General features: G+C 66.1%; 25 protein-coding genes. 12 read left to right on the top strand and 13 right to left on the bottom strand.

Translation table 11 applies throughout. From position 1 onward, the window contains the following. The first annotated feature begins 42 nt into the window (after positions 1-42). Entirely contained in the window at positions 43-1005 is a 963-nt protein-coding gene (locus ACYQ7X_RS06590) for a 2-hydroxyacid dehydrogenase (RefSeq protein ID WP_459696115.1), read from the top strand. A 12-nt stretch (positions 1006-1017) separates the two neighbouring features. Continuing rightward, positions 1018-2052, top strand: coding sequence for an L-idonate 5-dehydrogenase (locus ACYQ7X_RS06585; RefSeq protein ID WP_459696113.1), 1035 nt, complete (start codon positions 1018-1020; stop codon positions 2050-2052). A 79-nt stretch (positions 2053-2131) separates the two neighbouring features. Here the strand turns inward: ACYQ7X_RS06585 and ACYQ7X_RS06580 are convergent, their stop codons facing one another. After that, positions 2132-2422: a DUF1330 domain-containing protein gene (locus ACYQ7X_RS06580; RefSeq protein WP_459696112.1), complete on the bottom strand. Its 291-nt coding sequence runs from the start codon at positions 2420-2422 to the stop codon at positions 2132-2134. A gap of 65 nt (positions 2423-2487) precedes the next feature. Here ACYQ7X_RS06580 and ACYQ7X_RS06575 point away from each other — a divergent pair, with 65 nt between their 5' ends. Then, complete coding sequence (locus tag ACYQ7X_RS06575; protein WP_459696111.1) at positions 2488-2994, top strand: MarR family winged helix-turn-helix transcriptional regulator; 507 nt, start codon at positions 2488-2490, stop codon at positions 2992-2994. A gap of 53 nt (positions 2995-3047) precedes the next feature. Here the strand turns inward: ACYQ7X_RS06575 and ACYQ7X_RS06570 are convergent, their stop codons facing one another. After that, positions 3048-3374 carry a hypothetical protein gene (locus ACYQ7X_RS06570; protein ID WP_459696110.1) on the bottom strand — a complete coding sequence of 109 codons (327 nt, stop codon included), beginning with the start codon at positions 3372-3374 and terminating at the stop codon, positions 3048-3050. A 41-nt stretch (positions 3375-3415) separates the two neighbouring features. Here ACYQ7X_RS06570 and ACYQ7X_RS06565 point away from each other — a divergent pair, with 41 nt between their 5' ends. Together ACYQ7X_RS06565 and metH are read left to right on the top strand one after the other, a co-directional pair. After that, positions 3416-4414, top strand: a complete 999-nt coding sequence (locus ACYQ7X_RS06565) for an ArsR/SmtB family transcription factor (protein ID WP_459696109.1) — start codon at positions 3416-3418, stop codon at positions 4412-4414. Next, positions 4411-7905 (top strand): methionine synthase, encoded by a 3495-nt coding sequence (gene metH / locus ACYQ7X_RS06560; RefSeq protein WP_459696108.1) that lies wholly within the window; start codon positions 4411-4413, stop codon positions 7903-7905. The genes ACYQ7X_RS06565 and metH overlap by 4 nt, the downstream gene beginning before the upstream one ends. Before the next feature lie 320 nt (positions 7906-8225). On the opposite strand, the gene ACYQ7X_RS06555 is transcribed toward metH, so the two are convergent. Then, positions 8226-10676: an SIR2 family protein gene (locus ACYQ7X_RS06555; protein ID WP_459696107.1), complete on the bottom strand. Its 2451-nt coding sequence runs from the start codon at positions 10674-10676 to the stop codon at positions 8226-8228. A 670-nt stretch (positions 10677-11346) separates the two neighbouring features. Between ACYQ7X_RS06555 and ACYQ7X_RS06550 the strand changes: the two genes are divergently transcribed. The 3 genes from ACYQ7X_RS06550 (at position 11347) to ACYQ7X_RS06540 (ending at position 12767) form a co-directional block, all read left to right on the top strand. Further along, positions 11347-11604, top strand: coding sequence for a hypothetical protein (locus ACYQ7X_RS06550; protein WP_459696106.1), 258 nt, complete (start codon positions 11347-11349; stop codon positions 11602-11604). A gap of 33 nt (positions 11605-11637) precedes the next feature. Next, the gene (locus tag ACYQ7X_RS06545; RefSeq protein ID WP_459696105.1) at positions 11638-11931 is read left to right on the top strand and encodes an ArsR/SmtB family transcription factor; all 294 of its coding nucleotides are present in this window, start codon (positions 11638-11640) and stop codon (positions 11929-11931) included. A 92-nt stretch (positions 11932-12023) separates the two neighbouring features. Next, positions 12024-12767: an SDR family NAD(P)-dependent oxidoreductase gene (locus ACYQ7X_RS06540; protein WP_459696104.1), complete on the top strand. Its 744-nt coding sequence runs from the start codon at positions 12024-12026 to the stop codon at positions 12765-12767. 113 nt (positions 12768-12880) lie between these two features. On the opposite strand, the gene ACYQ7X_RS06535 is transcribed toward ACYQ7X_RS06540, so the two are convergent. Together ACYQ7X_RS06535 and ACYQ7X_RS06530 are read right to left on the bottom strand one after the other, a co-directional pair. Next, positions 12881-13627, bottom strand: coding sequence for a dienelactone hydrolase family protein (locus ACYQ7X_RS06535; protein WP_459696103.1), 747 nt, complete (start codon positions 13625-13627; stop codon positions 12881-12883). Between the two features lie 22 nt (positions 13628-13649). Then, on the bottom strand, positions 13650-14633 hold the full coding sequence (locus ACYQ7X_RS06530) for a LysR family transcriptional regulator (RefSeq protein ID WP_459696102.1): 984 nt from the start codon (positions 14631-14633) through the stop codon (positions 13650-13652). Between the two features lie 121 nt (positions 14634-14754). Between ACYQ7X_RS06530 and ACYQ7X_RS06525 the strand changes: the two genes are divergently transcribed. The 3 genes from ACYQ7X_RS06525 to ACYQ7X_RS06515 all read left to right on the top strand — a co-directional run bounded on the left by ACYQ7X_RS06525 (position 14755) and on the right by ACYQ7X_RS06515 (position 17557). Continuing rightward, on the top strand, positions 14755-15582 hold the full coding sequence (locus ACYQ7X_RS06525; RefSeq protein ID WP_459696101.1) for an SDR family NAD(P)-dependent oxidoreductase: 828 nt from the start codon (positions 14755-14757) through the stop codon (positions 15580-15582). Between the two features lie 73 nt (positions 15583-15655). Then, entirely contained in the window at positions 15656-17200 is a 1545-nt protein-coding gene (locus ACYQ7X_RS06520; protein WP_459696100.1) for a peptide chain release factor 3, read from the top strand. 69 nt (positions 17201-17269) lie between these two features. Continuing rightward, on the top strand, positions 17270-17557 hold the full coding sequence (locus tag ACYQ7X_RS06515) for a hypothetical protein (RefSeq protein WP_459696099.1): 288 nt from the start codon (positions 17270-17272) through the stop codon (positions 17555-17557). A 36-nt stretch (positions 17558-17593) separates the two neighbouring features. Here ACYQ7X_RS06515 and ACYQ7X_RS06510 read toward each other — a convergent pair whose 3' ends face one another. The 8 genes from ACYQ7X_RS06510 to rpmH form a co-directional block, all read right to left on the bottom strand. Next, positions 17594-18352 carry a hypothetical protein gene (locus ACYQ7X_RS06510; protein ID WP_459696098.1) on the bottom strand — a complete coding sequence of 253 codons (759 nt, stop codon included), beginning with the start codon at positions 18350-18352 and terminating at the stop codon, positions 17594-17596. 120 nt (positions 18353-18472) lie between these two features. Further along, positions 18473-19165 carry a hypothetical protein gene (locus tag ACYQ7X_RS06505; RefSeq protein WP_459696097.1) on the bottom strand — a complete coding sequence of 231 codons (693 nt, stop codon included), beginning with the start codon at positions 19163-19165 and terminating at the stop codon, positions 18473-18475. Between the two features lie 39 nt (positions 19166-19204). Then, positions 19205-20107, bottom strand: coding sequence for an acetylglutamate kinase (gene argB / locus ACYQ7X_RS06500; RefSeq protein WP_459696096.1), 903 nt, complete (start codon positions 20105-20107; stop codon positions 19205-19207). A gap of 74 nt (positions 20108-20181) precedes the next feature. After that, complete coding sequence (gene yihA / locus ACYQ7X_RS06495) at positions 20182-20862, bottom strand: ribosome biogenesis GTP-binding protein YihA/YsxC (RefSeq protein WP_459696401.1); 681 nt, start codon at positions 20860-20862, stop codon at positions 20182-20184. A gap of 30 nt (positions 20863-20892) precedes the next feature. Next, positions 20893-22689: a membrane protein insertase YidC gene (gene yidC, locus ACYQ7X_RS06490; protein WP_459696095.1), complete on the bottom strand. Its 1797-nt coding sequence runs from the start codon at positions 22687-22689 to the stop codon at positions 20893-20895. Further along, a complete protein-coding gene (gene yidD, locus ACYQ7X_RS06485) occupies positions 22689-23006 on the bottom strand; it encodes a membrane protein insertion efficiency factor YidD (protein ID WP_459696400.1) in 318 nt (105 codons plus the stop codon). Before yidD ends, yidC begins: the two co-directional genes overlap by 1 nt. 5 nt (positions 23007-23011) lie before the next feature. After that, the gene (gene rnpA / locus ACYQ7X_RS06480) at positions 23012-23383 is read right to left on the bottom strand and encodes a ribonuclease P protein component (protein WP_459696399.1); all 372 of its coding nucleotides are present in this window, start codon (positions 23381-23383) and stop codon (positions 23012-23014) included. 43 nt (positions 23384-23426) lie between these two features. Then, the gene (rpmH, locus tag ACYQ7X_RS06475; RefSeq protein ID WP_459677055.1) at positions 23427-23561 is read right to left on the bottom strand and encodes a 50S ribosomal protein L34; all 135 of its coding nucleotides are present in this window, start codon (positions 23559-23561) and stop codon (positions 23427-23429) included. Positions 23562-23901: 340 nt separating this feature from the next. Here rpmH and ACYQ7X_RS06470 point away from each other — a divergent pair, with 340 nt between their 5' ends. Next, the gene (locus ACYQ7X_RS06470) at positions 23902-24645 is read left to right on the top strand and encodes an ATP-binding protein (RefSeq protein ID WP_459696094.1); all 744 of its coding nucleotides are present in this window, start codon (positions 23902-23904) and stop codon (positions 24643-24645) included. Positions 24646-24661 lie beyond the last annotated feature (16 nt).

The following is a 24661-nucleotide window of genomic DNA, read 5'->3' as shown; positions in this document are numbered from 1 at the left end:
GATAACAGTGACAGCAAGATCACGGCGGAGGAGGCAAGCGGCATGAGCGGCAGCGCGAGCGAGGAAGACGGCCGGCCTGAGCTGATCATGATGGGCGCCCTGCCCGCCTGGGATATGGCGCCGCTGGAGGCGACCTACCGGCTGCATAAATACTGGGAAGCGGCGGACAAGGCGGCCTTCCTCGCCGCCTGCCGGGGTGTGCGGGCGATGCTGACCAAGGGCGAGATCGGCGCCGATGCCGCCCTCATCGCGGCCCTGCCTGCGCTCGGGATGATCGCGAATTTCGGCGTCGGCGTCGATGCGATCGATTTCGCCGCCACCGCCGCGCGTGGCATCCAGGTCTCCAATACGCCGGATGTGTTGACGGGCGATGTCGCGGATCTGGCGATCGCCCTCGCGCTTGCCGTGATGCGGGAGATCCCGCGCGGGGACAGGCTGGTGCGCGGCGGCCATTGGCCGCAGGGCGGCCTGCCGCCGGCGCGGCGCTTCTTCGGCTGCAAGCTCGGCATTCTCGGCATGGGCCGCATCGGCCTCGCCACCGCAGAGCGGGCGCGGGGCTTCGGCTGCGCCATCGGCTATTACAACCGCTCGGCGAAGGACGGCCTCGCCTATGAGCGTTTCGAAACGGTCGAGGCGCTGGCCGCCTGGGCGGATGTGCTGATCGTGACCCTCGCCGGCGGCGCCGGCACCCGCGCCATCCTCGGCCCGGCGGCGATCGCGGCACTCGGCCCGCGCGGCTACCTCGTCAACGTCTCCCGCGGCAGCACGGTGGACGAGGCGGCCCTGCTGGAGGCGCTGGAAGGCCGCCGCATCGCCGGCGCCGGCCTCGATGTCTTTCATAACGAGCCGCATATCGATGGGCGCTTCGCCGCGCTCGAAAACGTCGTTCTCATGCCGCATCAGGGCAGCGGCACGGAAGAGACGCGGCGGGCCATGGGCCAGGTGGTGCGGGATAATCTCGCCGCCTTCTTCGCCGGCCGCCCGCTGCTCACCCCGGTTTCCTGAGGGAGGAAGGCCATGCGCGCCGTCGTCATTCATGCCGCCCATGATCTGCGCATCGAGGAGCGCGCGGAGGAGCGGCCCGGCCCGGGCCAGGTGCGGGTGCGGATCCGCGCCGGCGGCATCTGCGGATCGGACCTGCATTACTACAGCCATGGCGGCTTCGGCACCGTGCGGGTGCGCCAGCCGATGATCCTCGGCCATGAGGTGGCTGGCGAGATCGTCGAACTCGGCGCCGAGGTGGCGGGCCTCGCGATCGGCGACCGGGTGGCGGTGAACCCGAGCCGCCGCTGCCGGGCCTGCCGCTTCTGCCTCGGCGGCCTGCCGAACCAATGCCTCAACATGCGCTTCTACGGCAGCGCGATGCCGATGCCGCATATCCAGGGTGCGTTCCGCGAGGAACTGGTCTGCGAGGCCAGCCAATGCTTCGTCGGCCGCCGCGCCTCCCTCGCCGAACTCGCCATGGCCGAGCCCTTCTCCGTCGTGCTGCACGGGCTTTCCCGCGCGGGCTCGCTGCTCGGCGCGCGCGTCCTCGTCACCGGCTGCGGGCCGATCGGGGCGCTTACCGTGGCGGCCGCGCGCTTCCATGGCGCGGCCGAGGTCATTGTCACCGACATAGTGGACGAGCCGCTGGCGATCGCCCGGCGGCTGGGCGCGACCCAGGCCTTCAACACGGCGCGCGAGCCCGAGGCGCTGGCGCCTTATGCGGCCGAAAAGGGCCAGGTGGATGTGATGATCGAATGCTCGGGCAATGAACGCGCCTTGCGCGCCGGGATGGAGGTGGTGCGGCCGCGCGGCACCATCGTGCAGCTTGGCCTCGGCGGCGATATGTCGGTGCCCCAGAACATGGTGGTGGCGAAGGAGTTTCTCATCACCGGCTCCTTCCGCTTCCATGAGGAGTTCCCCCTCGCGGTGAGCCTCATCGACGGTGGCCGGGTGGACCTGACACCGCTGCTGACCGGCAGTTATCCGATCGACCAGGCGGTCGCTGCCTTCGAGAAGGCGGGCGACCGCCGCAGCGCGATGAAGGTGCAGCTGAGCTTCGGCGATTAGCCGCGCCTCGCCGGCCGCGCCTCGCCGGCCGCGCCTCGCCGGCCGCGCCTTCCCGGCCGCGCCCGGCGCCGCTGGGGCGTCAGCCTGCGTCCACGATGAACATGCGCGCCTCCTGCGCCGCATCACGCTCGCTCCTGAGCGGCGCATATTCCGGGGAGTGGTAGAAGGCCAGCGCCTCCGCGAGGGTCGGGAATTCGAAGACGCCTGCCAAGGGCAGTGGCGTCACCTCCCCTTCCAGAAGCTGGGCCACCGGTCCGAAATGGAGGATGCGGCCGCCCGCCGCCGTGAGCGCCGCCTGGAAGCGCGGCGCCAATGCGGCCTGCCGGGCAGGATCTTTGATCCGCAGATTGACGTGGACATAGGCCGGCATGGCGTCGCTCCCCTCAATACTGCATATACAGTATTACCGCCGTCGCAGAGTGTCGAGACCTCGCCATGACAGAAGCTTCCGATCTCTATCGTCGCGTCGAGACCGAGTGCCCGGCCTTCCAGGCCAGGGTCACCGCGCGGGCGCTCACGCGCTACTACAATGCCTGCTTCCGGCCCTTGAGGATCACCGCCGAGCAGTTCAGCCTGCTGGTGGGGATTGCCGGAAGCCGGGAACCCAGCCTCGCTGAACTGGCGGCGCGCGCCGGGGTGGACGCCACGACGCTGAGCCGCAGCGTCAAGAGCCTCCAGGCAAGCAATCTCGTGCGCGATCTTGGCGGCCGGGGCCGGGGCGGCAAGCGGCTGGTGCTCACCGACGAGGGTCTTCACGTGATGGAGCAAGCGATCGCCGCCTGGGAGCGCGCCCGCACACGCCTCGCCGAAGCGCTGGGCGAGGAGGAGGCATCCCGTGCTGCGCGGAGCGCCATGTCCCGGCTTGCCGCCGCGGCGCAGGCCGCGGTCTCGGCAATGGGTGGCGAGGAGCCGCGCGGCGGCACGGCAGAACCCTCCGAATGAGCCGGATGCTGCGGCAAATATCCGCCAGCCGCGACGCGGCCCGTGCGCCAGGCTTACGCGCCTCGGGCCTCGTGGCGATAAAGGCGCGAGAGGTATAAGTCAGCCTCCACCAGGGCGAGGATCGCCGCCGCATCGCCTGGCTCTTCGAGGATGATGCCAACACGGTGGAAGAACGGCACCTCGCCCACCGCCCGCGCGCGGATGAGGGCCTGAAGACGGCTGGCGAGCGGGCTGCGGGCGATGCAGCAGGCGCAGCCGAAGCCGTGGGGCGAAGCCTCCGGCGCGGCGCGGCCTTCTTCCGCCCGCAGCCAGAAGACGCCGTCCTCCCCCGGCTCGGCGGTTCTGGCGAGAAAGACGGGGATGCGAGGATCGGCGCTCATGACCCCCTAGACATAAACATATATTGATCTATGTTCAAGGCATGGACGCTTTTCTCTCTGCCCTGCGCGCCGCGGCGGAACCCTCGCGGATGAGAATCCTCGCCCTCTGCGCGCGCGGCGCCTTCTGCGTGAGCGAACTCGTCGCCATCCTCGGCGGCTCGCAGCCGGGGCTCTCGCGCCATCTGCGCCTGCTGGTGGAAGCCGGGCTGCTGCGCCGCCAGCAGGAGGGGGTCTTTTCCTGGTTCACCCTGGCCGAGCCGGGCCAGCCCCTGGGCGAGCTTGCCCGCCTGCTCGTCTCCCGCCTGCCGGAAGACGATCTGGTGCTGGCGGCGGACCGCCGGCTGGCCGTGCAAACCCTCGCCGAGCGAGCCCGCACCGCCTCGGAGAGCTTTCGCGCCCAAGGCGCCGATTGGGATGAGATGACCGCCCTCGGCCTGCCGGCGGCCGAGGTCGAGGCAGCGCTTCTCAGCCTCGCCGGGCCCGGCCGCATCCCCGCCATCCTCGATATCGGCACCGGCACCGGCCGCGCGCTGGAACTGCTCGGCCCACGCGCGGAAACCGCCCTCGGCATCGATGCGAGCGCGCAGATGCTGCGCCTCGCCCGCTCGCGCCTGGCGCAGGCCGGCCTCGGCCATGTCGCGCTCCGCCAGGCCGATATGTATCGCCTGCCCCTGCCCGATGGGGACGGCAGCTCCGGCTTCGCCCTCACCTTGCTGCAGATGGTGCTGCACCACGCCGAGGAGCCGGAAGCCGCCCTGCGGGAAGCCGTGCGGGTGACCCGCAGCGGCGGCACGCTGATCGTGGTGGAACTTGCCGCGCACACCGAGCATGCGCTGGCCGAACGGCTCGCCCATCGCCACCGCGGCTTCCTTCCCGAGCGGATGCGGGCCATGCTCCAAAGTCTCGGCCTGTCGCTCCGCCGGACGGTGACGATCTGCGGCCCGATCCCGGTCGAGATCTGGACCGGCACGGTTGCCGCCCGCCCGGCCAGCAGCGCCGGCCTGCCCCGCCTGCCCGACCATCAAGAGGCCCCAGCATGACCAGCCGCCCGCATCTTCTCGACGCTCTTCGTGACCAGGTTCTCCTCTGCGATGGCGGCATGGGCAGCCGCGTGCAGGCGCTCACCCTCGATATCGAGCGGGATTTCTGGAACCGCGAGAACTGCACCGAGGTGCTCAACCTCTCCCGCCCCGATCTCGTGCGCGAAATCCATCGCGGCTACTACGCCGCGGGCGCCGATATGGTGGAGACCAATACTTTCGGCGGCAGCCCGATCACGCTCGCCGAGTTCGACCTCGGCGAGCGCACCTTCGAGATCAACAAGACCGCCGCCGAACTCGCCCGCGAAGCGGCCGAGAGCTTCGCCGACGGGCGGCACCGCTACGTCGTCGGCTCCATCGGGCCCGGCACGAAGCTGCCGACGCTCGGCAATATCGCCTACGACCCGCTGGAAGCCGCCCTTGCCGAGCAATGCCGCGGGCTCATCGCCGGCGGGGTGGACGCGATCCTCATCGAAACCTGCCAGGACACGCTGCAGATCAAGGCGGCGGTCAATGGCGCCAAGCTCGCCCGGGCCGAGGCCGGCCGCGATACGCCGATCTTCGTGCAGGTGACGGTGGAGACCACGGGCACGCTGCTCGTCGGGCCCGATATCGCCGCGGCCGCGACGGTGATCGAGGCGCTCGGCGTGCCGCTGATGGGGCTGAACTGCGCCACCGGCCCGCAGGAGATGGCGGAGCATATCCGCTGGCTCGCCGCCAACTGGCCGGGGCTGATCTCGGTGCAGCCCAATGCCGGCCTGCCGGAACTCGTCAACGGCCAGACGCATTATCCGCTGGGCGCGGACGATATGGCGGTGTGGATGGAGCGCTACGTCGCCGAAGACGGGCTCAACCTCATCGGCGGCTGCTGCGGCACCTCGACCCCGCATATCACGGCGCTCGACGCCATGCTGCGCCGCCGTGCGGGTGCAGGCCATCGCCCGGCCCCGGTTGCGCGCAAGCCGCTCTGGGTGCCGTCCGTCGCAGGCCTCTATGGCCAGGTGAGTTTGCGGCAGGAGAACAGCTATTTCTCCATCGGCGAGCGCTGCAACGCCAATGGCTCGAAGAAATGGCGGCAGCTGCAGGAAGCGGGCGATTGGGATGGCTGCGTCGCCATGGGGCGCGAGCAGGTGGGCGAAGGCTCCAACGCGCTCGATATCTGCACCGCCTTCGTCGGCCGCGACGAGGTGGCCGAGATGAACGAGGTGGTGCGGCGCTTCACCGCGAGCGTCAATGCGCCGCTCGTCATCGACAGCACCGAGCGCGTGGTGCTGGAAGCGGCGCTGAAGCTGCACGGCGGCAAGCCCATCATCAACTCGATCAATTTCGAGGATGGCGAGCAGCCGGCCGAGGACCGCATGATCCTCGCCCGCAAGTTCGGCACCGCGGTGATCGCGCTGACCATCGACGAAGCCGGCATGGCCAAGACGGCCGAGGATAAGCTGCGCATCGCCCGCCGCCTGGTCGATTTCGCCTGCGGCCAGCACGGCCTGCCGCAATCGGACCTGTTGATCGATCCCCTCACCTTCACCATCGCGACCGGCAACGAGGACGACCGCAAGCTCGGGCAGTGGACGCTCGAAGGCATTCGCATGATCCGCGAGGCTTTCCCCGATATCCAGATCATCCTCGGGCTTTCCAATATCAGCTTCGGCCTCAACCCCGCGGCGCGCGCGGTGCTCAACTCGGTCTTTCTCGACCATGCGCTGCGCGCCGGGATGACGGGGGCGATCGTGCATGTGAGCAAGATCCGCCCGCTGCATCAGATTCCGCCCGAGGAAGTGGCGGTTGCCGAAGACCTCATCTTCGACCGCAGGCGCGAGGGCTACGATCCGCTGCAGAAGATGCTCGAAATCTTCGCCGAGCGGAAACTCGCTGATGCCGGCGCCAAGAAACGCGCCGAGACGGTGGAGGGACGGCTGAAGGACCGTATCGTCGATGGCGACCGCAAGGGCCTCGAAGAGGATCTGGCGGAGGCGATGACGCAGTATCCGCCGCTCGACATCATCAACACCATCCTGCTCGACGGCATGAAGGTGGTGGGCGAGCTGTTCGGCGCCGGCAAGATGCAGCTGCCCTTCGTGCTGCAGAGTGCCGAGACGATGAAGGCCGCCGTCGCCTATCTCGAACCGCATATGGAGAAGATCGAGGGCCAGGAGAAGGGCACCATCGTGCTCGCGACCGTCAAGGGCGATGTGCATGACATCGGCAAGAACCTCGTCGATATCATCCTCACCAATAACGGCTATCGCGTCGTCAACCTCGGCATCAAGGTGCCGCTGAACGACATGGTGGCGGCGGTGCGGGAGCATCGGGCGCATGCCATCGGCATGAGCGGGCTCTTGGTCAAATCGACCGTCATCATGAAGGACAATCTGGAGGAGCTCTCGCGCCTCGGCGTCGATGTGCCGGTTCTGCTCGGTGGCGCCGCGCTCACCCGCAACTTCGTGGAAGATGATTGCGCGCGGGTCTATGCCTCGGGCCGCGTCGCCTATGCGCGCGATGCCTTCGACGGGCTTTCGCTGATGGAGAAGGTCACCGGCAACGGGTTCGACGATTACATCGCCGCCGTGCAGGCGAAGCGCTCGGGCAAGGCGCGCAATACGAGCCGCACGCTGGGCCAGGCACAGCCGGAAGCCTTCCAGCCGATCGATATCGGCGCGGTGCAGGCCCGCCGCCGGCGGCTGACTGCCGACCAGCCGCCGATCACGCCGCCCTTCTGGGGCGCGCGGATTGTGGAGGCAACGCCGAAGGCGATCGTGCCCTTCCTCAACGAGCGGAGCCTCTACCAATTCCAATGGGGCTTCCGCAAACAGGGCCGCTCGCTCGATGATTTCCTCGGCTGGGCGAAGCAGGAACTCCGCCCCGTGATGCGCCGTATGCTGACGCTCTGCGAGGAGCAGGACATCCTCCGCCCGCAGGCGATCTACGGCTATTGGAAGGCGGCGGGCCAGGGGAACGATCTCATCCTCTTCGCCGAGGATGGCGAGACGGAACTCGCGCGCTTCACCCTGCCCCGCCAGCCGCGCGAGGATGGCGAGTGCATCGCTGATTTCGTGCCGGATCTGGAGGATGGCAAGCGCGGGGTGGTCGGCCTGCAGGTCGTCACCGTCGGGCAGAAACCTTCCGACCTCGCGCGCCAGTGGTTCGAGGATAACCGCTACCAGGATTACCTCTACCTGCACGGGCTTTCGGTCGAGATGGCGGAAGCGATGGCGGAATATACCCATAAGCGCATCCGCGCCGAGCTTGGCTTCGCGGGCGAGGATGCGCGGGAGATGGAGAAGATGCTGGCGCAAGGCTATCGCGGCAGCCGCTATTCCTTCGGCTATCCCGCCTGCCCGAAGCTTGAGGACCAGGCCCCGATCCTGAAGCTTCTGGAAGCCGAGCGCATCGGCATTTCGCTTTCGGACGAGTGGCAGCTGCACCCCGAGCAATCGACCAGCGCGCTTGTCATCCTCAACGCCCGCGCGAAGTATTTTTCGGTGTAGGCTGGTTCCGGTTTCGATAGAATCGCTATCAAACACGTCATGCCCGGCCGCGCCTCGTGCCGGGCATCCATGCGCGCCGGCGCCCGGACATGGATCCCGGACCGCCGGCAGCGTTCAAGCACGTTCTTTTTTGAAAAAAGAACCAAAAAACCTTCATTCCCTGCTGCCCGTCACAAGCCGATTGGACCAGACCCGGCCCTAGTTGCTGGCCGACAACTCGGGATGAGTTACTGTCGTTTCTGTTAGGGAAGCATTTCAGAGTATTAGTGTAGAGCCACCTGAGTATGAGGAAAATGCTTCTATATAGCCGCCACCTGATTTTATCTCAGGAGTGGTCGTAGGTTTGCGATAACTATTAACAGGCCTTTTTCGTTCGAAAAAAACCGCTCTACGTCCTCTGCATATTTACGAAGCGTCTCTTTCTGCTGGAAGCTCAGAGATCCACCGGACTTCGCAAAAGCCAGAGCTCCGCCTATGATAGCGTTATAAGGGTGGATAGCAATTCTGCTCATCTGTCTCTCTAGCACTATAGCCTCGCTCAAGGCATCATAAGCTTCCGCGAAAGAGGCTACCCGTCTGGCGGGATTAGCTTTCATGTCTTCCAGCAGCACAGTGCCTAGAGTTGTCAAAGGTAAGGGGTGCTTCTCCACGCGAACTGCATGCCTTGCATGAGTGATAGCTTGAACCAGAATTCTCTCGTCTTTTTCTGGAGCAGACCGAACGTATTGGTCAAGCTTCATGAGTGCAAACTGCTCCCAAAACCGAGAATTCCATTTCCAAAATCTTTCCATCCTGATATAGAATTTTTCTGAATTTGAGCCGATTATCGGATATACGACTGCGTCGTAGTCAAACAATCTGCCGATAAGTCTAGCTTCTGGGGTCCGGCGCTGAACAGCTGACCGGTCGACGTATGGCGCAAGAGAAGTCCCTAACTGGCTATATATCTCGAATACTAAATCGGGATCAGTCTCTGCCACATTACGCAATACACGCTCTGCAAGAACTTGATTGGCCGGAACAACATAGTTGTTTTGATATCGATCTGAATAGGTCAGCGGCAATATATCATGGATATTGAACTGATCATTAACTTTCTTTGCGTCGAAAGCTGTTACAAGTATAGATCTAGAAATTCCTTGATGATAGCACAATGCCGCTATACTGCAGGCAAGGTATCGATCCAGACAAGACGAATCGGCATCGTTGACGAGGGATGAGATAATTCGCGAGAGGGGTCGGAAATCTTGTAAGACCCTACAGACCGATATGGCGATGCAGTCATTCGCGATATCCCTAGCGTGCGATGCCAGTTTTTCCGGTTTGTATGCGTCCGTGGTGAGGCCAAGCTGGTCCATTTTTGTGAGAAGAGAGCGACCTTCGTCTTCTGTGAACCTCTGCGGTACCACCGACTGTGCGGGAAGGCCTGATAGAGTTATCTGCACGTGCTCGCGCCGGTACGTTCTGTCTACTCCAAATATTACGAAATCGTTTCTACTTATCTTTCTGTATAACTCTCGAAATGCACTTACAGAATCTGCAAAGTTGTCAACAACAATCATAAATGGATGTTTCAAGTTAGAGAGCAGCTTGCACGCTAAAGTTAAATCAAATGCGCTTGTGCTTTGGTGGACAAATACATGAAAGCCTTCTCCTGCTAAATCATAGGCCGCTCGATATGCGATGGTGCTTTTCCCGGTTCCTGCATCATCAAAAAAGAGAAAAAAGCCAGCGTCTGGGCGGCCCCCAGAAAGAAATGCTCGAAGAGCACTTTTTGTGGGGGCGGTAGCAGCTCGGGCGATATCCCGCCCCAAGGCCATGTCGTCAAACCCCGGATGCCGTCCGACAAAAAATCCGAGATCGGAGTTTTCCGAGACATTCCTGGGGACGAGATAAGGAAAATCTCGACAGAACAGAGCAATCTCAATCGGCGTGATCGTCCCAGAAAACATCGAACTTTGCAGACTGGTATTAGCCGCCGTCGGGAGCGGTCGCGAAGGTAACGCTACATCCAACTCCGAAAGAAACTCGAGTAACGTCCCAGTGTACAAAGTTAACCCGTGCCGCTCACAATCACGCCAAGTTCCGCGGTCTGGATTAGGCTCAATCAAAAACGATGGACCTCGATCTTGTCGCACGGTGTCCGGACTCCGCTGGGAAAGAAAATATTCTAAATCCGATTCTTCCAACGTTGTTCCGGCAATGATGAACGGTTCACTCGCAAGCGTCTGTGCCAACACATCAGTCCAAGGATTCCCTGGGCTCATTCTCCCCGCATATTCTGCGAGAGAAAACACGTATCCGTCTTCAGGCTTGCCTACCCAACCATGGATGTGCACGGTTTGCACGACACTCGGGTTGTCAGGATGGCGATAGCTATCCCTGTGGGTGAGCGGATTACATTTCTGCTTTGATCGCTCTGAGGCAAATGCCTTTTCGAGGCAGTCATCAATATTAAGCGTATAGATTCGCCTCCACAAAAATTCTGTGACCTTCCGAGCCGTCGGTCCGGGGCGGCACTCAGAGAATGCATCGGTAACATGGACTTGCTTCTCGCCCGGCGTTAGCTGCGCGTAGGCCCTCGCTAGGGTGGAGTCAGCCTTGAGGTCCGTCAAACGAACGAGCGTTTGGCGAAGTTCATTTCCAAGTGGAAGGTCCTGATTGTTTCGATCCTTGCTATCCCGGCTTGCTCCCGCTCCAAGCAGTAGACTATAGCCACCTCCTAGAAGGGTGTCTTTCAGCTCATCGATCAAGTCGGGGCTTAAAGGCATACTAGTTTCTCCTGGAATTTTTGTGAGCAACTATCCTCCCGGTCTATAGATCGCGTCAATGTGGATAGTTCGGAAGCAAACCATATATCTTGCCGTCGCCGGGGAAGCATGTGACAGACCACCGGATCAATGTGGAGCCCAATACCGGCGATGTCTCAGCACCCGGTCATGGCCGCAGCTCTTCGATCGCGGGTTAAGTGCTCCCAGCACTCGCGTCACCATCGTAAAAATCGCACTGAAACGTTCCATAAAGCATGCCTATTGAGGCATTATGGCTCGACAACAGCAACTGGCGATCGCGACCTACGTGCCAACCCCATCACCTTCGCTGCTGGCATAAATAGAGGAGGCGCATGCGGAGCAGCGCCCATCCGGGTGCCGCGCCGTGCCCTTGTGGGTTTCGCCCCGCGCACCCACCCGATGGCCCCACCGCTGCGGGGTCGCGCCCGGTGTATGATGCGCGCGGCCGCCGGGGCCGCCCGGTGCGAACGGCACGATCCTGGCGGATACATCAGTAAGGCGCGTGGATGCCGTGCATCCGCATTGGAGCGGCGTGCTGCTGCTGTCCCTGACGGACGATACGGTCGGCCCATGAGGCCATGACAGTCGCGGCACCTATACGCTCGAGGGCGAGGAGCTGACGGTCCTTTGGGACCGGCCCGCGCCGGATGTGTTCCTGGCCCGCGCCGGCCTGTTTCTGCATCGCAGCCTGCTCAACACGGCGCCCGCGCCGGACCGTCTCTCGGTCGTCGGGATCGGCGGCGCTTCCGTCAAGCTCAATGCCCTGAGCGTGACGGTGCCGGGGGACGCCTATGACGTGACGATCCGCCTGCGGCGGGAGGATATGGGCCGCCCGCCCGGCTCACGGCGCAGGCATTCGCCTGGCTCGGGGCTGCATGGTTGTTTCCGGCGGCCCCGTCCTATCTGAAGTCGGATATTCGGTCCCGGAGGACCGCTCACGATGATTGAGACACCCCTGCCCGACCTGACCGACCGCCAGTTCACCCTCATCGCACGGGCGCTGGCCGAGCCGCGGCGCTTGCAGATCCTCAAGATGCTCGGCGAGCATGATGGGCTGGTGGCCTGCACCACCCTCAACCAGTGCCAGGAGGTGAGTGCGGCCACCATCTCCCATCACATGAAGGAGTTGGAGAATGCCGGGCTGATCGAAATCCGGCGCGACGGCAAATTCGCCAATCTCCTGCTACGGCGCGACGTGCTCCACGCCTATCTGCGGCGCCTCTCCGAGATCTGAATGACTGTTCTGCGCGTGGCACGGGTGGCGCCGATAGTTAGATGAATGCCTAATTATCGAAGCCTTCTTCCAAGGTTTTCAAGGAGAGTGTCATGAGCAAGCTTTCGGGCAAGGTCGCCCTCGTTACCGGCGCCTCCAAGGGCATCGGGGCCAATATCGCCATCTCCCTCGCGGCCGAGGGCGCAGCCGTCGCCGTCAACTATTCTTCCGACAAGGCCGGCGCGGAAAAGACCGTCGCCGCCATCGAGGCGGCGGGCGGCCGCGCGGTTGCCGTGCAGGGCTCGGTCGCCGACGCCGCCGAGCGGATCGTCGCCGAAACCGTCGCGGCCTTCGGCAAAATCGACGTGCTGGTGAACAATGCCGGCGTCTATGCCTTCGCGCCGCTCGAAGCGGTGACGGCGGAGGAATTCCACCGCCAGTTCAACACCAACGTGCTCGGCCTGCTGCTGACGACGAAGGAAGCCGTGCGCCACTTCCCCGAAACGGGGGGGAGCATCATCAACATCAGCTCGGTAGTCACCCGCATCACCCCGCCGATGGCGGTGATCTACAACGGCACCAAGGGGGCGGTGGATGCCATCACCGCGACGCTCGCCAAGGAACTCGGGCCGCGCAAGATCCGGGTGAATGCCATCAATCCGGGCGTGGTCAACACCGAAGGCGCCCGCGCGCTCGGCGTGATCGACGGCGAGTTCGAGGCGATGGCGGTGGCGCAGACGCCGCTCGGCCGCGTCGGCGTGCCGGAGGATATCGGGCCGATCGCCGTCTTCCTCGCCTCCGAAGATGGCCGCTGGGTCAATGGCGAGACCATCCTCGCCGCCGGCGGCATGCGCTGAGCGACGGCCGGAACCTGGGCGGCGGTCCGACCGCCGCCCAGGCGCCGGAGCGATGAGGGGCCGCCGCCGCCGCGCCTGCAGCGCGCAGCCCATCTGCCAGGCGGCGATCGCCCTCAGACGCCGCCGAGCGCCTCGCGAAAAAGGCGCAGCGCCGCGCCATAGCCGAAGCGGGCGAGCGCCGGATCGTAGCGCGGGCCCTCGTCTCGCATGAAGGCGTGGGCGGCATTGACCTCATGCCATTCGTAATCGACCCCGGCCTCGTCGAGCCGCGCCTGGATCAGCCGCCGCCCCTCCAGCGGCACATGCGGATCTTGCCGGCCAAAGACCATGAGCAGGCGGCCGCGGATCTCCGCCGCGCGGGCGAGCGTGCCATCATCGCCGCCGGCGCCGAGGGTATGGCTGTGCAGGTCGGTCGCGTAGAAGCAGGCGGCGGCCTTCACATCCGGCTGCAGGGCGGCGCGAAAGGCGAGATGCCCGCCGAGGCAGACGCCGAAAGTGCCCAGGGCGCCGGTGGACGCCGGATGATCCCGCAGATAGTCCAGCGCCGCGCGGCAATCCGCATCATGCCCCGAGACCGGCTTCTCGAACTTCAGCGCATTGCCGCGATCGGTGCCCGGCTTGTCATAGGCGAGCACCGTGCCCGGCGGCTCATACTCGTGATAGACCTCGGGGATGCCGACGAGATAGCCGTGGCTTGCCAGCATCGCGGCCGTGCGGCGGATCGGCGCCGTCACCTGATAGATCTCGGAATAGAGCAGGATCGCCGGCCAGCGGCCCTCGGCTTGCGGGCGCAGCAGATGCAGGCGCATCACGCCCGCGCCCATGGCCAGATCGGTGAAGCTATCGGCGTCCAGTCGCATGGCGGGCAGTTCCTTCCCTCTCTCAGGCTCCGGTTAGCACCCCCGCCGCCGCGGCGGGAAGCGTAGCCTCTGCCCTGACCTCACCCGGCCTGCCACCGGGGCGCGCCGCCTGGCGCAAGGCATCGATGACCGCGCGGACAGCCGGCGCCATCTGGCGTTGCCGCGGATAGCAGAGGAAGATGCCGGGGAAGGTTTCGCACCACGGCTCCAGCAGGGGGACGAGCCGCCCGCCCGCGACATGCTCGGCGATCGCTTCCTCGACGCAGAAGGCGATGCCGACGCCTTGCAGAGCAGCGGCGATCGCCATCTCCTTGTCGTTGACGATGAGCGGGCCGCTCACTTCTACCGCGAACCAGCGGCCGGCCTCGCAGAATTCCCAGGCATAGGGATGCGCCTGCCCCGGCCAGCGCCAGCGGATGCAGCGATGCTGGAGAAGATCGCGCGGATGAGCCGGCGCCCCGTAGCGGCTGAGATAGGCGGGAGAGGCCGCGGGCACCTGGCGCAAGGCCGGGCCCAAGGGCAGCGCCACCATATCCCGCTCGATCACCTCGCCGATCCTCAGCGCGAGATCGAACCCTCCGGCGACGAGATCGACGACGCTGTCATCGAGCGTGATATCGAGCAGGATCTCGGGATAGGCCGTGCAGAACTCCCCCAGAAGAGGCGCGAGATAATCCCGCGCGGCGGAGCGGAAGCTGTGCAGGCGCACGGTGCCGGCCGGACGGCCGCCGGCCAGCCGCGCCTGGCCCAGGGCGGCGCCGAGCTCGGCGATCGCCGGCATGGCGAGCCGCTGCAAGGTAGCGCCTGCCTCTGTCAGGGCGACGCTGCGTGTCGTCCGCCGCAGCAATTGCAGGCCGAGGCTCTCCTCGAAAGCGCGGACGGTCTGGCTGAGGGCCGAGGGCGTGATGCCGAGGGCCTTGGCAGCGCGACTGAAGCTCAGAGCCTCGGCGACCGCGAGGAAGGCGCGAAGCTGGGCATAGTCGGTTCCGGGTAGAGCGCTCTCCATGGCGGCATTCCAGCATCTTTAAGGTGCTCTAACAAGTCTACGAAGAAATCGTGGTATTATGTCCGGCGGCCCACTCAACTATTTCCCTTCAGGCCAGAACAGACAGCTGAAGGAGGCCATCATGGCGACCTGGTTCATCACCGGAATTACCCGCGGGCTCGGCCAAGCCTTGGCCGAAGCGGTGCTGGCGCGGGGCGATACCGTTATCGGCACCGTGCGGCGGGGGGTGCCGCGCTTCGCCGCGGGGGCGGAGCGGCTGCATGTGCTGACGGTCGATCTCGCCACACCTGGCGCGGCCGAGAGCGCGATCCGCAGCGCCTTCGATCGTGCCGGGCGGATCGACGTCATCGTCAACAATGCCGGCTTCGGCCTGCTCGGCGCTGCCGAGACGGCCTCGGAGGAGGAGATGCGCCAGCTCTTCGAGGTCGATGTCTTCGCGCCGATCTCCCTCATCCGCGCCGCCCTGCCCGCGCTCCGGCGCCAGGGATCGGGGCATATCGTCAACATCACCTCGATCGCCGGACGCGCGCCGACCGTGGGCGCCGCCCTCTATTCCGCGGCGAAATACGCGCTCGAAGGCTTCAGCGCGGCGCTCGCACTCGAAGCCGGGCCGCTCGGCATCAAGGTGACGGCCGTCGCCCCTGGCGCCTTCCGCACCGAGTTCCTCTCGCCCGGTTCGATCCGCCTCAGCGCCAAGGAGGATGCCGCCTATGCCGAGACGATCGGGCGGAGCGCCGCCGCCTTCTCCGGCATGGACGGCCGCCAGAAGGGCGATCCGGCCCGCGCGGCGGCGGTGATCATCGCGGCCGTGGAGGCGGAGAAGCCGCCGCTGCACCTGCTGCTCGGCACCGACGCGCTGGACCGCGCGCGCGCCAAGCTGGAAGCGGTGACGCGCGAGATCGACCTCTGGGAGGACCGGACCCGCTCCACCGACTATCCGCAAGCCTGACGCGGCGCCCCGCAATCCCGCCCTGGCTTGAGCGCGGTTCCTCTGGAGCCGCGTTCTTGCTAGAGCGGCGCGCATGAGCCAATCGACGGACGACATTGCGGGCGAGATCGCGCGCCGGCGGACCTTCGCCATCATCTCCCACCCCGATGCGGGCAAGACGACGCTGACCGAGCGCCTGCTGCGCGCGGGCGGCGCCATTCAGCTTGCCGGCAATGTCCGCGCCAAGGGCGAGCGGCGGCGCACGCGATCGGACTGGATGGGGATCGAGCGGGATCGCGGCATCTCCGTCGTCACCTCCGTCATGACCTTCGAATATGGCGGCTGCGTCTTCAACCTGCTCGACACGCCCGGCCATGAGGACTTCTCGGAAGACACCTACCGGACGCTGACGGCGGTCGATAGCGCGGTGATGGTGATCGACGCCGCCAAGGGCATCGAAGACCGGACGCGCAAGCTCTTCGAGATCTGCCGCCTGCGCGATATCCCGATCATCACCTTCATCAACAAGATGGACCGCGAGGCCCAGGATGTTTTCGCGCTGCTGGACGAGGTTTCGAGCAGCCTGGCGCTGGATGTTTCGCCCGTCACCTGGCCGGTGGGGCGGGCGGCCGATTTCGCCGGCACCTACGATCTCCGCAAGCGCGAATACCACCTGACGAGCGAGCTCTCGCAGTCCGACGAGCGGATGACCCAGCTCGGCGAAGAGATCGACCTCGTGCGCGCGGCGCTGCCGGAATTCGATGTCGAGAGCTTCATGGCCGGTCATCTGACGCCGACCTTCTTCGGCTCGGCGATCAAGGATATCGGGGTCACGGACCTCTTGGACGCGCTGGCCGAGTTCGGGCCCAAACCCCGCAACCAGCCGGCTGATACCCGCGTGGTGGAGGCGACCGAGCCCGACCTCACGGCGCTCGTCTTCAAGATCCAGGCGAATATGGACCCGAACCATCGGGACCGGATCGCCTTCGCGCGCGTCTGCTCCGGCAGGCTGACCCGCGGCATGCGGGTGAAACAGGTGCGGACGGGCAAGCTCATCCCCATGCATGCGCCGCAATTCTTCTTCGCGCGCGATCGGGCGCTGGCGGAGGAGGCTTTCGCCGGCGATGTCGTCGGCATTCCGAACCACGGCACCTTGCGCATCGGCGATACGCTGACCGCGGATGAGGTGCTGAACTTCACCGGCGTGCCCTATTTCGCGCCCGAAATCCTTCGCCGCGTGCATCTCTCGGATGCGATGAAGGCCAAGAAGCTGCGGCAGGCCTTGCAGGAACTGGCCGAAGAGGGCGTGGTGCAGCTCTTCCGGCCGCAGGATGGCTCGCCGCCCATCGTCGGCGTCGTCGGCACCTTGCAGCTCGACGTGCTGCAGGCGCGGCTCGCGCAGGAATACGGCACGCCGATCACCTTCGAGCCGGTGCCCTATTCGATGGCGCGCTGGATCTCGGGCGAGCGGGCGGAGATGGAGCGCTTCATGGCGAGCCAGCGCACAGCGATGGCCGATGACGTGGATGGCGATCCGGTCTTCCTCGCCTCATCGAGCTTCATGCTGAAGCGCGCGATGGAGAACCACGAGAAGCTCACCTTCCGCGATATCAAGGATATCCGCCCGCACGCCGCCTGAGGCAGATCCGGGGCGGCTTCAGAAGAGCGGCGTCAGCGGCCGAGACCCCCTTTCACACGGAGTGCCACGATGCATCTCGCCATCGATCCGCTGACGGCGCTGGGCGTGGTGGTGGCGACCGCCGCGACCGATGCGGCTTATGTGCGCTTCACCGCAGCCGTCGCGGATCGGAAGCGATTCCAGGCTGCGAATTGGAGCGGGTTCTGGTACCTGCTCTCGGCCTTCGCGGTGATCAGCTACACCCAGCACTGGTTTTACGTGGTCTTTGCCGCCCTCGGCTCCTGGATCGGCGCTTTCGTCTCGATCAGCCTCATGAAGCCGCGTGGGCTTCGCCGCAAAGGCGCAGAAGAGGGCTGAGGCAGGGCGGCGTCTCCCCGCCTCAGCGGCCTGCGGTCAGGTATGGGCGGGCTCCGGCAGCATCGCCGGCATGGTATCCCGCACGCGGATGAGGTGCGGCGCCGGGGCGGCGGGCGCCGAAGGCAGCGCTTGCAGAGGCTGCGCCTGCCGGCCCAGGGCTTCGGCGCCGGCTGGCGTCTGCAAGCCTGCCGGCACCGCGCCGAAGGCCGCCGCTGGGCCGCACTGCCCGGCCCGGCGGGAGAGGATCTTGGGCGCCTTGCCGGGGCCCTGGCCGAGAATTTCGACGCTTTCCATGCAGGCAGCGCCGGGCGCGCCGGAATTGGCTGAGATGACGGTATAGCTTGCGCTGCCGCCCACCGGCAGCCCGTTCGGCGTGAAGCCGAAGGCGGCCGGCACCGGCGCGCCGAGCGCGGGCGCGGGCGCTGCCATCATCGCATCCATCGCCCGCATCATGGCCGCGCCTTCGGCGTCCATCGCGGCCGAGATACGGTCAAGCGCGGCGAAGGGATCCGGCCCCAGCATGCCGGGCGCCATCATCATGGCAGGCATCGGCATGGGCATCGGCATCGCGACCGGCAGGGCCGAGACCGGGACGGCCGAAACCGGAACCGCAGAGATGGGCACCGCCGCAATCTCGACCGGCCCGCCGCCGCTGAGCGTGATTTCGGCGACCGTGCCAGGCGGCGGGGTGAAGGTGATGGGCTGGGTATTCGGCTGGGCGGCGAGCGCCTGGCCCGCTGCCGCCAGCCCCGCGGTCAGCGTTCCGGCCAGGGCGAGCATCGTGATCGGCTGCATGAGAATCTCCCCGAGCGAATGAGAAGCGGCGGAACTATCCGCAAACCGCTTTCGCACCCGTCTGGCGGAATTCTGAAATCCTCGTCATGATCTCAAGCCCGCGCGGGGAAGCCCGCCCGATCAGCAGGAAAGCTCCGGCATCGTCTTGATCTGGTTGGGAAAAACGAGCCCCAGCTCATGCAGCGCGGCGGTATCGCTGCTATAGCTGCGCCGGGTGGTGAAGACGCCCGCCGGCACGAACTTCATCGTCCCCCGTTTGAGGTGATAGAGCCAGACGCGATAGCGATGCGGCGCGATATGCGGCTCGTCCCCCCAGATGAAGTTCCACACCGCCAGCCCATAGCCATGATGGCCGCCGAGCTCGCCGACATACATGCCGCCCTCGGCCTGGGTTTCGAGGGTCTTCGGCGTCCAGAGGCTGAGCTTGCCGTGCTCCGAGCCGAAGACGATCGCCTCGTAGGTGCAATCCGACCCGCCCATCGCTGCCGCGACGGCCAGCACCGCGCGCGACGAGGCATCCGGCCCGGGCAGCACCGCATAATGCACGGTCGGGTTGAGGGTTCCGTTCGGCCCGCGCGAGATGCGGAAATATTGCGAGCGGGTATCGCCTACCGTGGCGTTGAGCAGCACCCGGCCATCGGCCGTGGCGAGGGCGACGGAAGGCAGCGCGCCGATCGCCTTGATCGTGCGGATCTTCACCGGGCCGATGCCGGGGAAACCCACCATCGAATGCTCGGCCCAGGCGGAAGCCGCCCCCATTAGAAGGGCGGCCGCCAGCCCCATAGCCACCGCAGCCCGGCGAAAAGACCGCATCCTCACTCCCTATCGCAGATCGGACCCGAGCCCGCTGGCTCAGCCCAGAATCATGGTGCCGACGCCGCCCTCCGTGAAGAGCTCCAGCAAGCAAGCGTGTTCCACCCGGCCATCGAGGATGGTGGCGCCCTTGACCCCGCCGCGCACGGCGGCGATGCAGTTCTCCACCTTCGGGATCATCCCGCCCGAAATCATGCCGCTGGCGATGCCGGCCTCCACCTGCTCCACGGTAAGCTCGGGGATGAGTTCCTTCTCCTCGTCCAGCACGCCCGGCACATCGGTCAGCATCAGCAGGCGATGCGCATGCAGGGCGGCGGCGATCGCGCTCGCCGCGGTATCAGCATTGATATTGTAGGTCTGCCCATCCGCGCCGATGCCGACAGGCGCGATGACGGGGATGAGGCCGGCGCCCGTCAAGGCATGCAGGACGCGGATATCGATGCTCTCCGGCTCACCGACGAAGCCGAGATCGAGCGCGCGCTCGATATTGCTGCCGGGATCGCGGATGGTGCGGGTGAGCTTGCGAGCGCGAATGAGGCCGCCATCCTTGCCGCAGATGCCGACGGCGAGCGCGCCGGCGCGGGTGATGAGCGAGGTGACGTGCTTGTTGACGGAGCCGGCGAGCACCATTTCCACCACCTCGACCATCGCCGCATCGGTGACCCGCAGGCCCTCCACGAAGGTCGATTGGATGGCGAGGCGCTTGAGCATGGTATTGATCTGCGGGCCGCCGCCATGCACGACGACGGGATTGATCCCGACCTGCTTCAGCGCCGCGATATCGCGCCCGAAGCCTTCGGCCAGCATCTCATCCCCCATGGCGTGGCCGCCGTATTTCACGACGATGGTGGCCCCGGCATAGCGGCGGAGATAGGGCAGCGCGCGGGCGACGGTCGCTGCCTGCTCGGCGGCAGCCCGATAGCGTTCGGAAGCCAGACTCATCCCCTCATCCTCCCTTGCACGCAGCATCGCGCCGGCGAATCGGCGGCCGGCCGCCCGCCGAAGCGGCGAGAGGCTTAACCTGCCCCCGCCTCCGACGCCAGAGCCGCGAAAGCGGCCCGCGCCTCGGCGATGCCGAGCCCGGTGCGCGCGCTCGTCACCAGAACCTGCGGGAAGCCGGCGGCATGGGAGCGGGCAAGTGCCGTCAGCTCCGCCTGCTTGGCGGCGAGTGCGGGGGGCTTCAGCCCATCGGCCTTGGTCATGACCAGTTGGAAGGTGACGGCCGCCTTGTCGAGCAGATCCATCACCGCCCGGTCGCTCTCCTTGACCTCGACCCGGCCGTCCATGAGGAGCGCGACGCGGCGGAGGTTCGGCCGCGCGCGCAGATAGGTGAACATCAGCCCCTGCCAATCCTCCTTCACCTTCTTCTCCGCCTGGGCATAGCCGTAGCCGGGCATATCGACGAGGATGAGCCGCTCGGCCCCAAGCTCGAAGAAGTTGAGCTGGCGGGTGCGCCCGGGCGTATTGGAGGCGCGGGCGAGCGCACTCTGCCCGGTCAGCGCATTGATGAAGGAGGATTTGCCGACATTCGAGCGGCCGGCGAAGGCGAGTTCGAGGCCCCGCGGCGGCGGCAGCTGATCGAGGCTTTGGGCGGCGAAGAAGAAGCGGCAGGGCGCGGCGAAGAAGACCCGCGCCGCCTCGATCTCCTCAGGGCCGGCCGGCGCCGGATCGAGGCGGAGATCCTCCGCCCCCGGCATCTCCTCGCGCGCGGCCATCGGCGCCTTCCCTCAGGCCTTGGCGTTCTTGCGCTCGGCCCGCAACATGCGCGGCCGATCGAGCCGGGTGCGGCGCATGATGAACCACTGCTGGGCGACCGAGAGCAGGTTGTTCCAGCTCCAATAGATCACCAGGCCGGCCGGGAAATGCGCCAGCATAAAGGTGAAGAGGATGGGCATGAGCTGAAAGAGCCGCGCCTGCGCCGGGTCCGGCGGCGGCGGGTTCAGCTTCTGCTGCAGGAACATGGTGCAGCCCATGATAATGGGCCAGGCGCCGAGATGCAGGAAGGGCGCGATCGCCATCGGATCCCAGGGGATGAGACCGAAGAGCGTGAAGATATTGGTCGGGTCCGTCGCCGAGAGATCGTGAATCCAGCCGAAGAAGGGCGCGTGCCGCATCTCGATCGTCACGAAGATGACCTTGTAGAGGCAGAAGAAGACCGGGATCTGGATGACCATGGGCAGGCAGCCGGAGGCGGGGTTTACCTTCTCCGCCCGGTAGAGCGCCATCATCTCCTGCTGCTGCTTCGCCGGATCGTCCTTGTAGCGGGCGCGCATCTCCTGGATCTTCGGCGCCATGAGCTTCATCTTGCTCATGGATTTGTAGGATTTGTTGGCCAGCGGGAAGAACAGGAGCTTCACGAAGACGGTGAAGACCATGATGGCGAGGCCGAAATTGCCGAGCACCGTGTTCAGATAGTCGAGCGCGTAGAAGATCGGCTTGGTCAGGAAGTAGAACATGCCGAAATCGACCGCCTTGTCGAAGCTCGGGATGTGATAGACGCTCTGGTAATGATCGAGCAGCTTCACGACCTTGGCGCCGGTGAAGGTGCGGCTGGTGGTGGAGATGGTGCCGCCCGGAGCCAGACGCTCGGCGTGGCTCGCGATGAAATCGGTCTGGAAGCCATCCGTGCCGTTGACGTTGATGGCGCGGACGGAGCCGGTCATCGCGTCATGCTGGTCGGGGATCAGCGCCGTCAGCCAGTATTTGTCGGTAAAGCCCAGCCAGCCGCCGTCGCTCGTCTCGGTATAGCCGACGCCGTCATGGCGCGCGCCGTTCTTCTGCACGCCCTTGTAGCCGATCTCGTGCAGCGTATTGCGGAAAACCCCGACCGGACCCTCGAAGAGCAGGTAATAGCCCGAGGTGGGCGGCATGTAATCCCGCCGGATGCGGGACCAGGGATAGAGCGCGACCTGGCCGCTGCCGTGATTGGCGACCTGCTGATCGACCGAGAACATGTAGTGATCATCGATCGCATAGGTGATGGAGAAGGTCAGGCCCTGGCCGTTCTGCCAGGTCAGGGTCAGCGGATGGCCGGGGGAAAGCGTCTGGGCGGAGGGCGTCCAGAGCGTATCGGAATTCGGCAGGTTGACCGGCTGGCCGCCGATGGTGGTGCCCGGATCGGCCGCCCAGCCGTACTGGATATAGTAGGGCTTGGGGCCGGTCGTCGGCTCCAAGAGCCGCACCAGCGGCGATTTGGGATCGACCGTCTCGTGATAGTCGGTCAGCACGAGGTTATCGAGCAGCGCGCCGCGCAGGCTGATGCTGCCATCGACCGAGGGGGCCTTGATGGCGACCGTGGGCGAGGGCCCGGCCGCCGGCGCGCCGGCATTGGCGCTCGCCCCATGCGCGGTGAGGCCGAGCTTCGCGCCCGTCTCGGCGCCGCCCGCGGTGCCGGGCTTCTCGTTCGCCGTGATCGGCGGCACGCTCGGCTTCGGATGCGGCAGATGCGGCTCCACCAGGAACTGGAAGCCGAGCAGAATCGCGAGCGATACGACGATCGCGATGAAGAGGCGCTTCTGATCCATCAGCCGACTTGATCCTCAACTTTTCCCGGCGATAAGGCTCGCGGCAAGCCATGGTCTTGGCCATCGTCGTGGCGATGGCCGCAGGCCCCCTGGCCCGGCACGGGGTCATACCCCCCCGGATGCCAAGGGTTGCAGCGGAGGATGCGCCGGAACGCCATCCAGCCGCCGCGCACAGCCCCATACTCCCGAATCGCCTGCAGCGCATAGTCACTACAACTCGGCTCGAAGCGGCAATTGGCGCCAAGCACCGGGCGGAGGAGGATTTGCCAGCCCCGCACGAGGCCGATCAAGAGCGCGCGGAGCAGTGTCGCCAGCATGTCATTCATGCCGCGGCCCCCGCGGCGGTGGCGCTTGCGGCAGCGCGGGCAGCCTTCTCGGCGGCGCGGCGGAGATCCTCCAGCAGGTCGGGGAATGGCCGCGCGACCGTCCGGTCCCGTCCGATGACGACGATATCGCAGCCGCGAAAGGCCGCGGCATCGAGGCCGAGGCGGACAGCCTCCCGCAAGCGGCGCTTGGCGCGGTTGCGGGTGACGGCGTTGCCGATCTTCTTGGTGACGGTGAAGCCCACGCGCAGCGGCGCATCATCGCCCCGCCGTAGCAATTGCAGGACAAGGCCCGGCATCGGCGCCTTGGCGCCCTTGCCGGCCACCGCCAGAAATTCCGCCCGGCGCTTGAGGCGTGGCGGCTGGCTCATGCCGGTCGTCGCCACCGCATCACCATTCCCGGGAGGATGGAAATCAGGCGGAGAGGCGCTTCCGGCCCTTGGCGCGGCGGTTGGCCAGCACCTTGCGACCGCCCACCGTTTCCATACGGGCGCGGAAGCCATGCCGCCGCTTGCGAACGATCTTCGAGGGTTGGTAGGTGCGCTTCACGATACTCTCCAGTCTCTTCGGCTTCGGCCGCGCCCGGGCACCCCGGGGGCCCGGCCTCGCGATCCGTCATGATCCATTGCAACAGCATCAAGCGGATGCGCCTCCTGGGAGGGGATCCGGCAAGTCGCGCGGTATAGGATTGCGGGGCGGCCCGCGTCAATGCGCGTCATCCGCTGCCAGCCCAGCGGGGCACGGAACCCTGGCCGGCGGGGCTGAGGCGCCACGCGGGCCTCTGCCCCGAGCGCCGGCACCTCGGCTTCCCGAGGAATTGTACAGGCGGCCCGCGCCCCGGCTCCCCCGCCCCCTCGCTTCCCGGCGCCGCTTCGATATGCTTGCCGCCATGACACAGCATGCCCAGGCTGACGGTCCGCCGCCCGAGGACCGCGGCTTTTTCGATGAGGCCCGGCGGCTGCACGCAGCGCTGGGCGGCGATGCCTTCCGCCTCCGCCGGCTGATCGAGGCGGGCATAGGCCAGGCGAAACTGCATCACGATCTGCGCAACACGCTGAGTTCAGCGCTGATGCTCGCCGAGCGGCTGGCGACCTCGGAGGATCCGGGAGTGAGCCGCTCCGCCCGCATGATCGTCCAGGCGCTCGATCAGGGGCAGGCGCTGCTCGGCAGTGCCGCGGCCTTCGCGAGCGAAGCGGCGCCGCGGCTCGCCCTCTCCCGCATCGCGCTCGCCCCGCTGATCGACGGCGCGCACCAGGCGCTGCGCGCGCGCTTTCCGCAGCTGCTGATCGCCAACCGGGTGGCGGCGGGGATGGTGGCGATGGCCGATGAGGCAGCGCTTGCGGCGGCGTTTCGCCACCTCATCGAAGCGGCCGGCCTCGCCCAGGCGAAGCAGGTGGAAGCGGAAGCGGCGCGGGAGAGCCGTAGCCTGCGCGTCCGCCTCAGCGATGACGGCCATGCCTTCCGGGCGGACCGCCGGGCGAGCGCCTTCACCCTCTGCGGCGGCGGCTATCGCCATGGCAGCACGAGCTTCGGCCTGGTCATGGCGCGCGACATCATCGAGGCGCATGGCGGCCGCATCGCCCTCGCCGAGGGTGCGGCCGCCACCTGTATCGACATCATCCTGCCCGCCTGAACGGGGGGCGGAAGCC

This window comes from Acidisoma sp. C75 (assembly GCF_054665095.1).
Note: the sequence above shows the minus strand (reverse complement) of the source record. Positions and strands in the feature narration are given on the sequence as shown.

Excerpts from the sequence above, each read along its gene's own strand:
- ACYQ7X_RS06545 (WP_459696105.1), top strand. The coding sequence starts at position 11,638 with ATGATTGAGACACCCCTGCCCGACCTGACCGACCGCCAGTTCACCCTC.
- ACYQ7X_RS06585 (WP_459696113.1), top strand. The coding sequence starts at position 1,018 with ATGCGCGCCGTCGTCATTCATGCCGCCCATGATCTGCGCATCGAGGAG.
- yidD (WP_459696400.1), bottom strand. The coding sequence starts at position 23,006 with ATGCTGGCGACACTGCTCCGCGCGCTCTTGATCGGCCTCGTGCGGGGC.
- argB (WP_459696096.1), bottom strand. The coding sequence starts at position 20,107 with ATGAGTCTGGCTTCCGAACGCTATCGGGCTGCCGCCGAGCAGGCAGCG.
- ACYQ7X_RS06520 (WP_459696100.1), top strand. The coding sequence starts at position 15,656 with ATGAGCCAATCGACGGACGACATTGCGGGCGAGATCGCGCGCCGGCGG.
- ACYQ7X_RS06505 (WP_459696097.1), bottom strand. The coding sequence starts at position 19,165 with ATGCGGTCTTTTCGCCGGGCTGCGGTGGCTATGGGGCTGGCGGCCGCC.
- ACYQ7X_RS06580 (WP_459696112.1), bottom strand. The coding sequence starts at position 2,422 with ATGCCGGCCTATGTCCACGTCAATCTGCGGATCAAAGATCCTGCCCGG.
- ACYQ7X_RS06555 (WP_459696107.1), bottom strand. The coding sequence starts at position 10,676 with ATGCCTTTAAGCCCCGACTTGATCGATGAGCTGAAAGACACCCTTCTA.
- ACYQ7X_RS06510 (WP_459696098.1), bottom strand. The coding sequence starts at position 18,352 with ATGCAGCCGATCACGATGCTCGCCCTGGCCGGAACGCTGACCGCGGGG.
- ACYQ7X_RS06590 (WP_459696115.1), top strand. The coding sequence starts at position 43 with ATGAGCGGCAGCGCGAGCGAGGAAGACGGCCGGCCTGAGCTGATCATG.
- ACYQ7X_RS06540 (WP_459696104.1), top strand. The coding sequence starts at position 12,024 with ATGAGCAAGCTTTCGGGCAAGGTCGCCCTCGTTACCGGCGCCTCCAAG.
- rnpA (WP_459696399.1), bottom strand. The coding sequence starts at position 23,383 with ATGAGCCAGCCGCCACGCCTCAAGCGCCGGGCGGAATTTCTGGCGGTG.
- ACYQ7X_RS06530 (WP_459696102.1), bottom strand. The coding sequence starts at position 14,633 with ATGGAGAGCGCTCTACCCGGAACCGACTATGCCCAGCTTCGCGCCTTC.
- ACYQ7X_RS06565 (WP_459696109.1), top strand. The coding sequence starts at position 3,416 with ATGGACGCTTTTCTCTCTGCCCTGCGCGCCGCGGCGGAACCCTCGCGG.
- ACYQ7X_RS06515 (WP_459696099.1), top strand. The coding sequence starts at position 17,270 with ATGCATCTCGCCATCGATCCGCTGACGGCGCTGGGCGTGGTGGTGGCG.
- metH (WP_459696108.1), top strand. The coding sequence starts at position 4,411 with ATGACCAGCCGCCCGCATCTTCTCGACGCTCTTCGTGACCAGGTTCTC.
- ACYQ7X_RS06575 (WP_459696111.1), top strand. The coding sequence starts at position 2,488 with ATGACAGAAGCTTCCGATCTCTATCGTCGCGTCGAGACCGAGTGCCCG.
- yihA (WP_459696401.1), bottom strand. The coding sequence starts at position 20,862 with ATGCCGGGGGCGGAGGATCTCCGCCTCGATCCGGCGCCGGCCGGCCCT.
- ACYQ7X_RS06570 (WP_459696110.1), bottom strand. The coding sequence starts at position 3,374 with ATGAGCGCCGATCCTCGCATCCCCGTCTTTCTCGCCAGAACCGCCGAG.
- ACYQ7X_RS06470 (WP_459696094.1), top strand. The coding sequence starts at position 23,902 with ATGACACAGCATGCCCAGGCTGACGGTCCGCCGCCCGAGGACCGCGGC.
- ACYQ7X_RS06535 (WP_459696103.1), bottom strand. The coding sequence starts at position 13,627 with ATGCGACTGGACGCCGATAGCTTCACCGATCTGGCCATGGGCGCGGGC.
- yidC (WP_459696095.1), bottom strand. The coding sequence starts at position 22,689 with ATGGATCAGAAGCGCCTCTTCATCGCGATCGTCGTATCGCTCGCGATT.
- ACYQ7X_RS06525 (WP_459696101.1), top strand. The coding sequence starts at position 14,755 with ATGGCGACCTGGTTCATCACCGGAATTACCCGCGGGCTCGGCCAAGCC.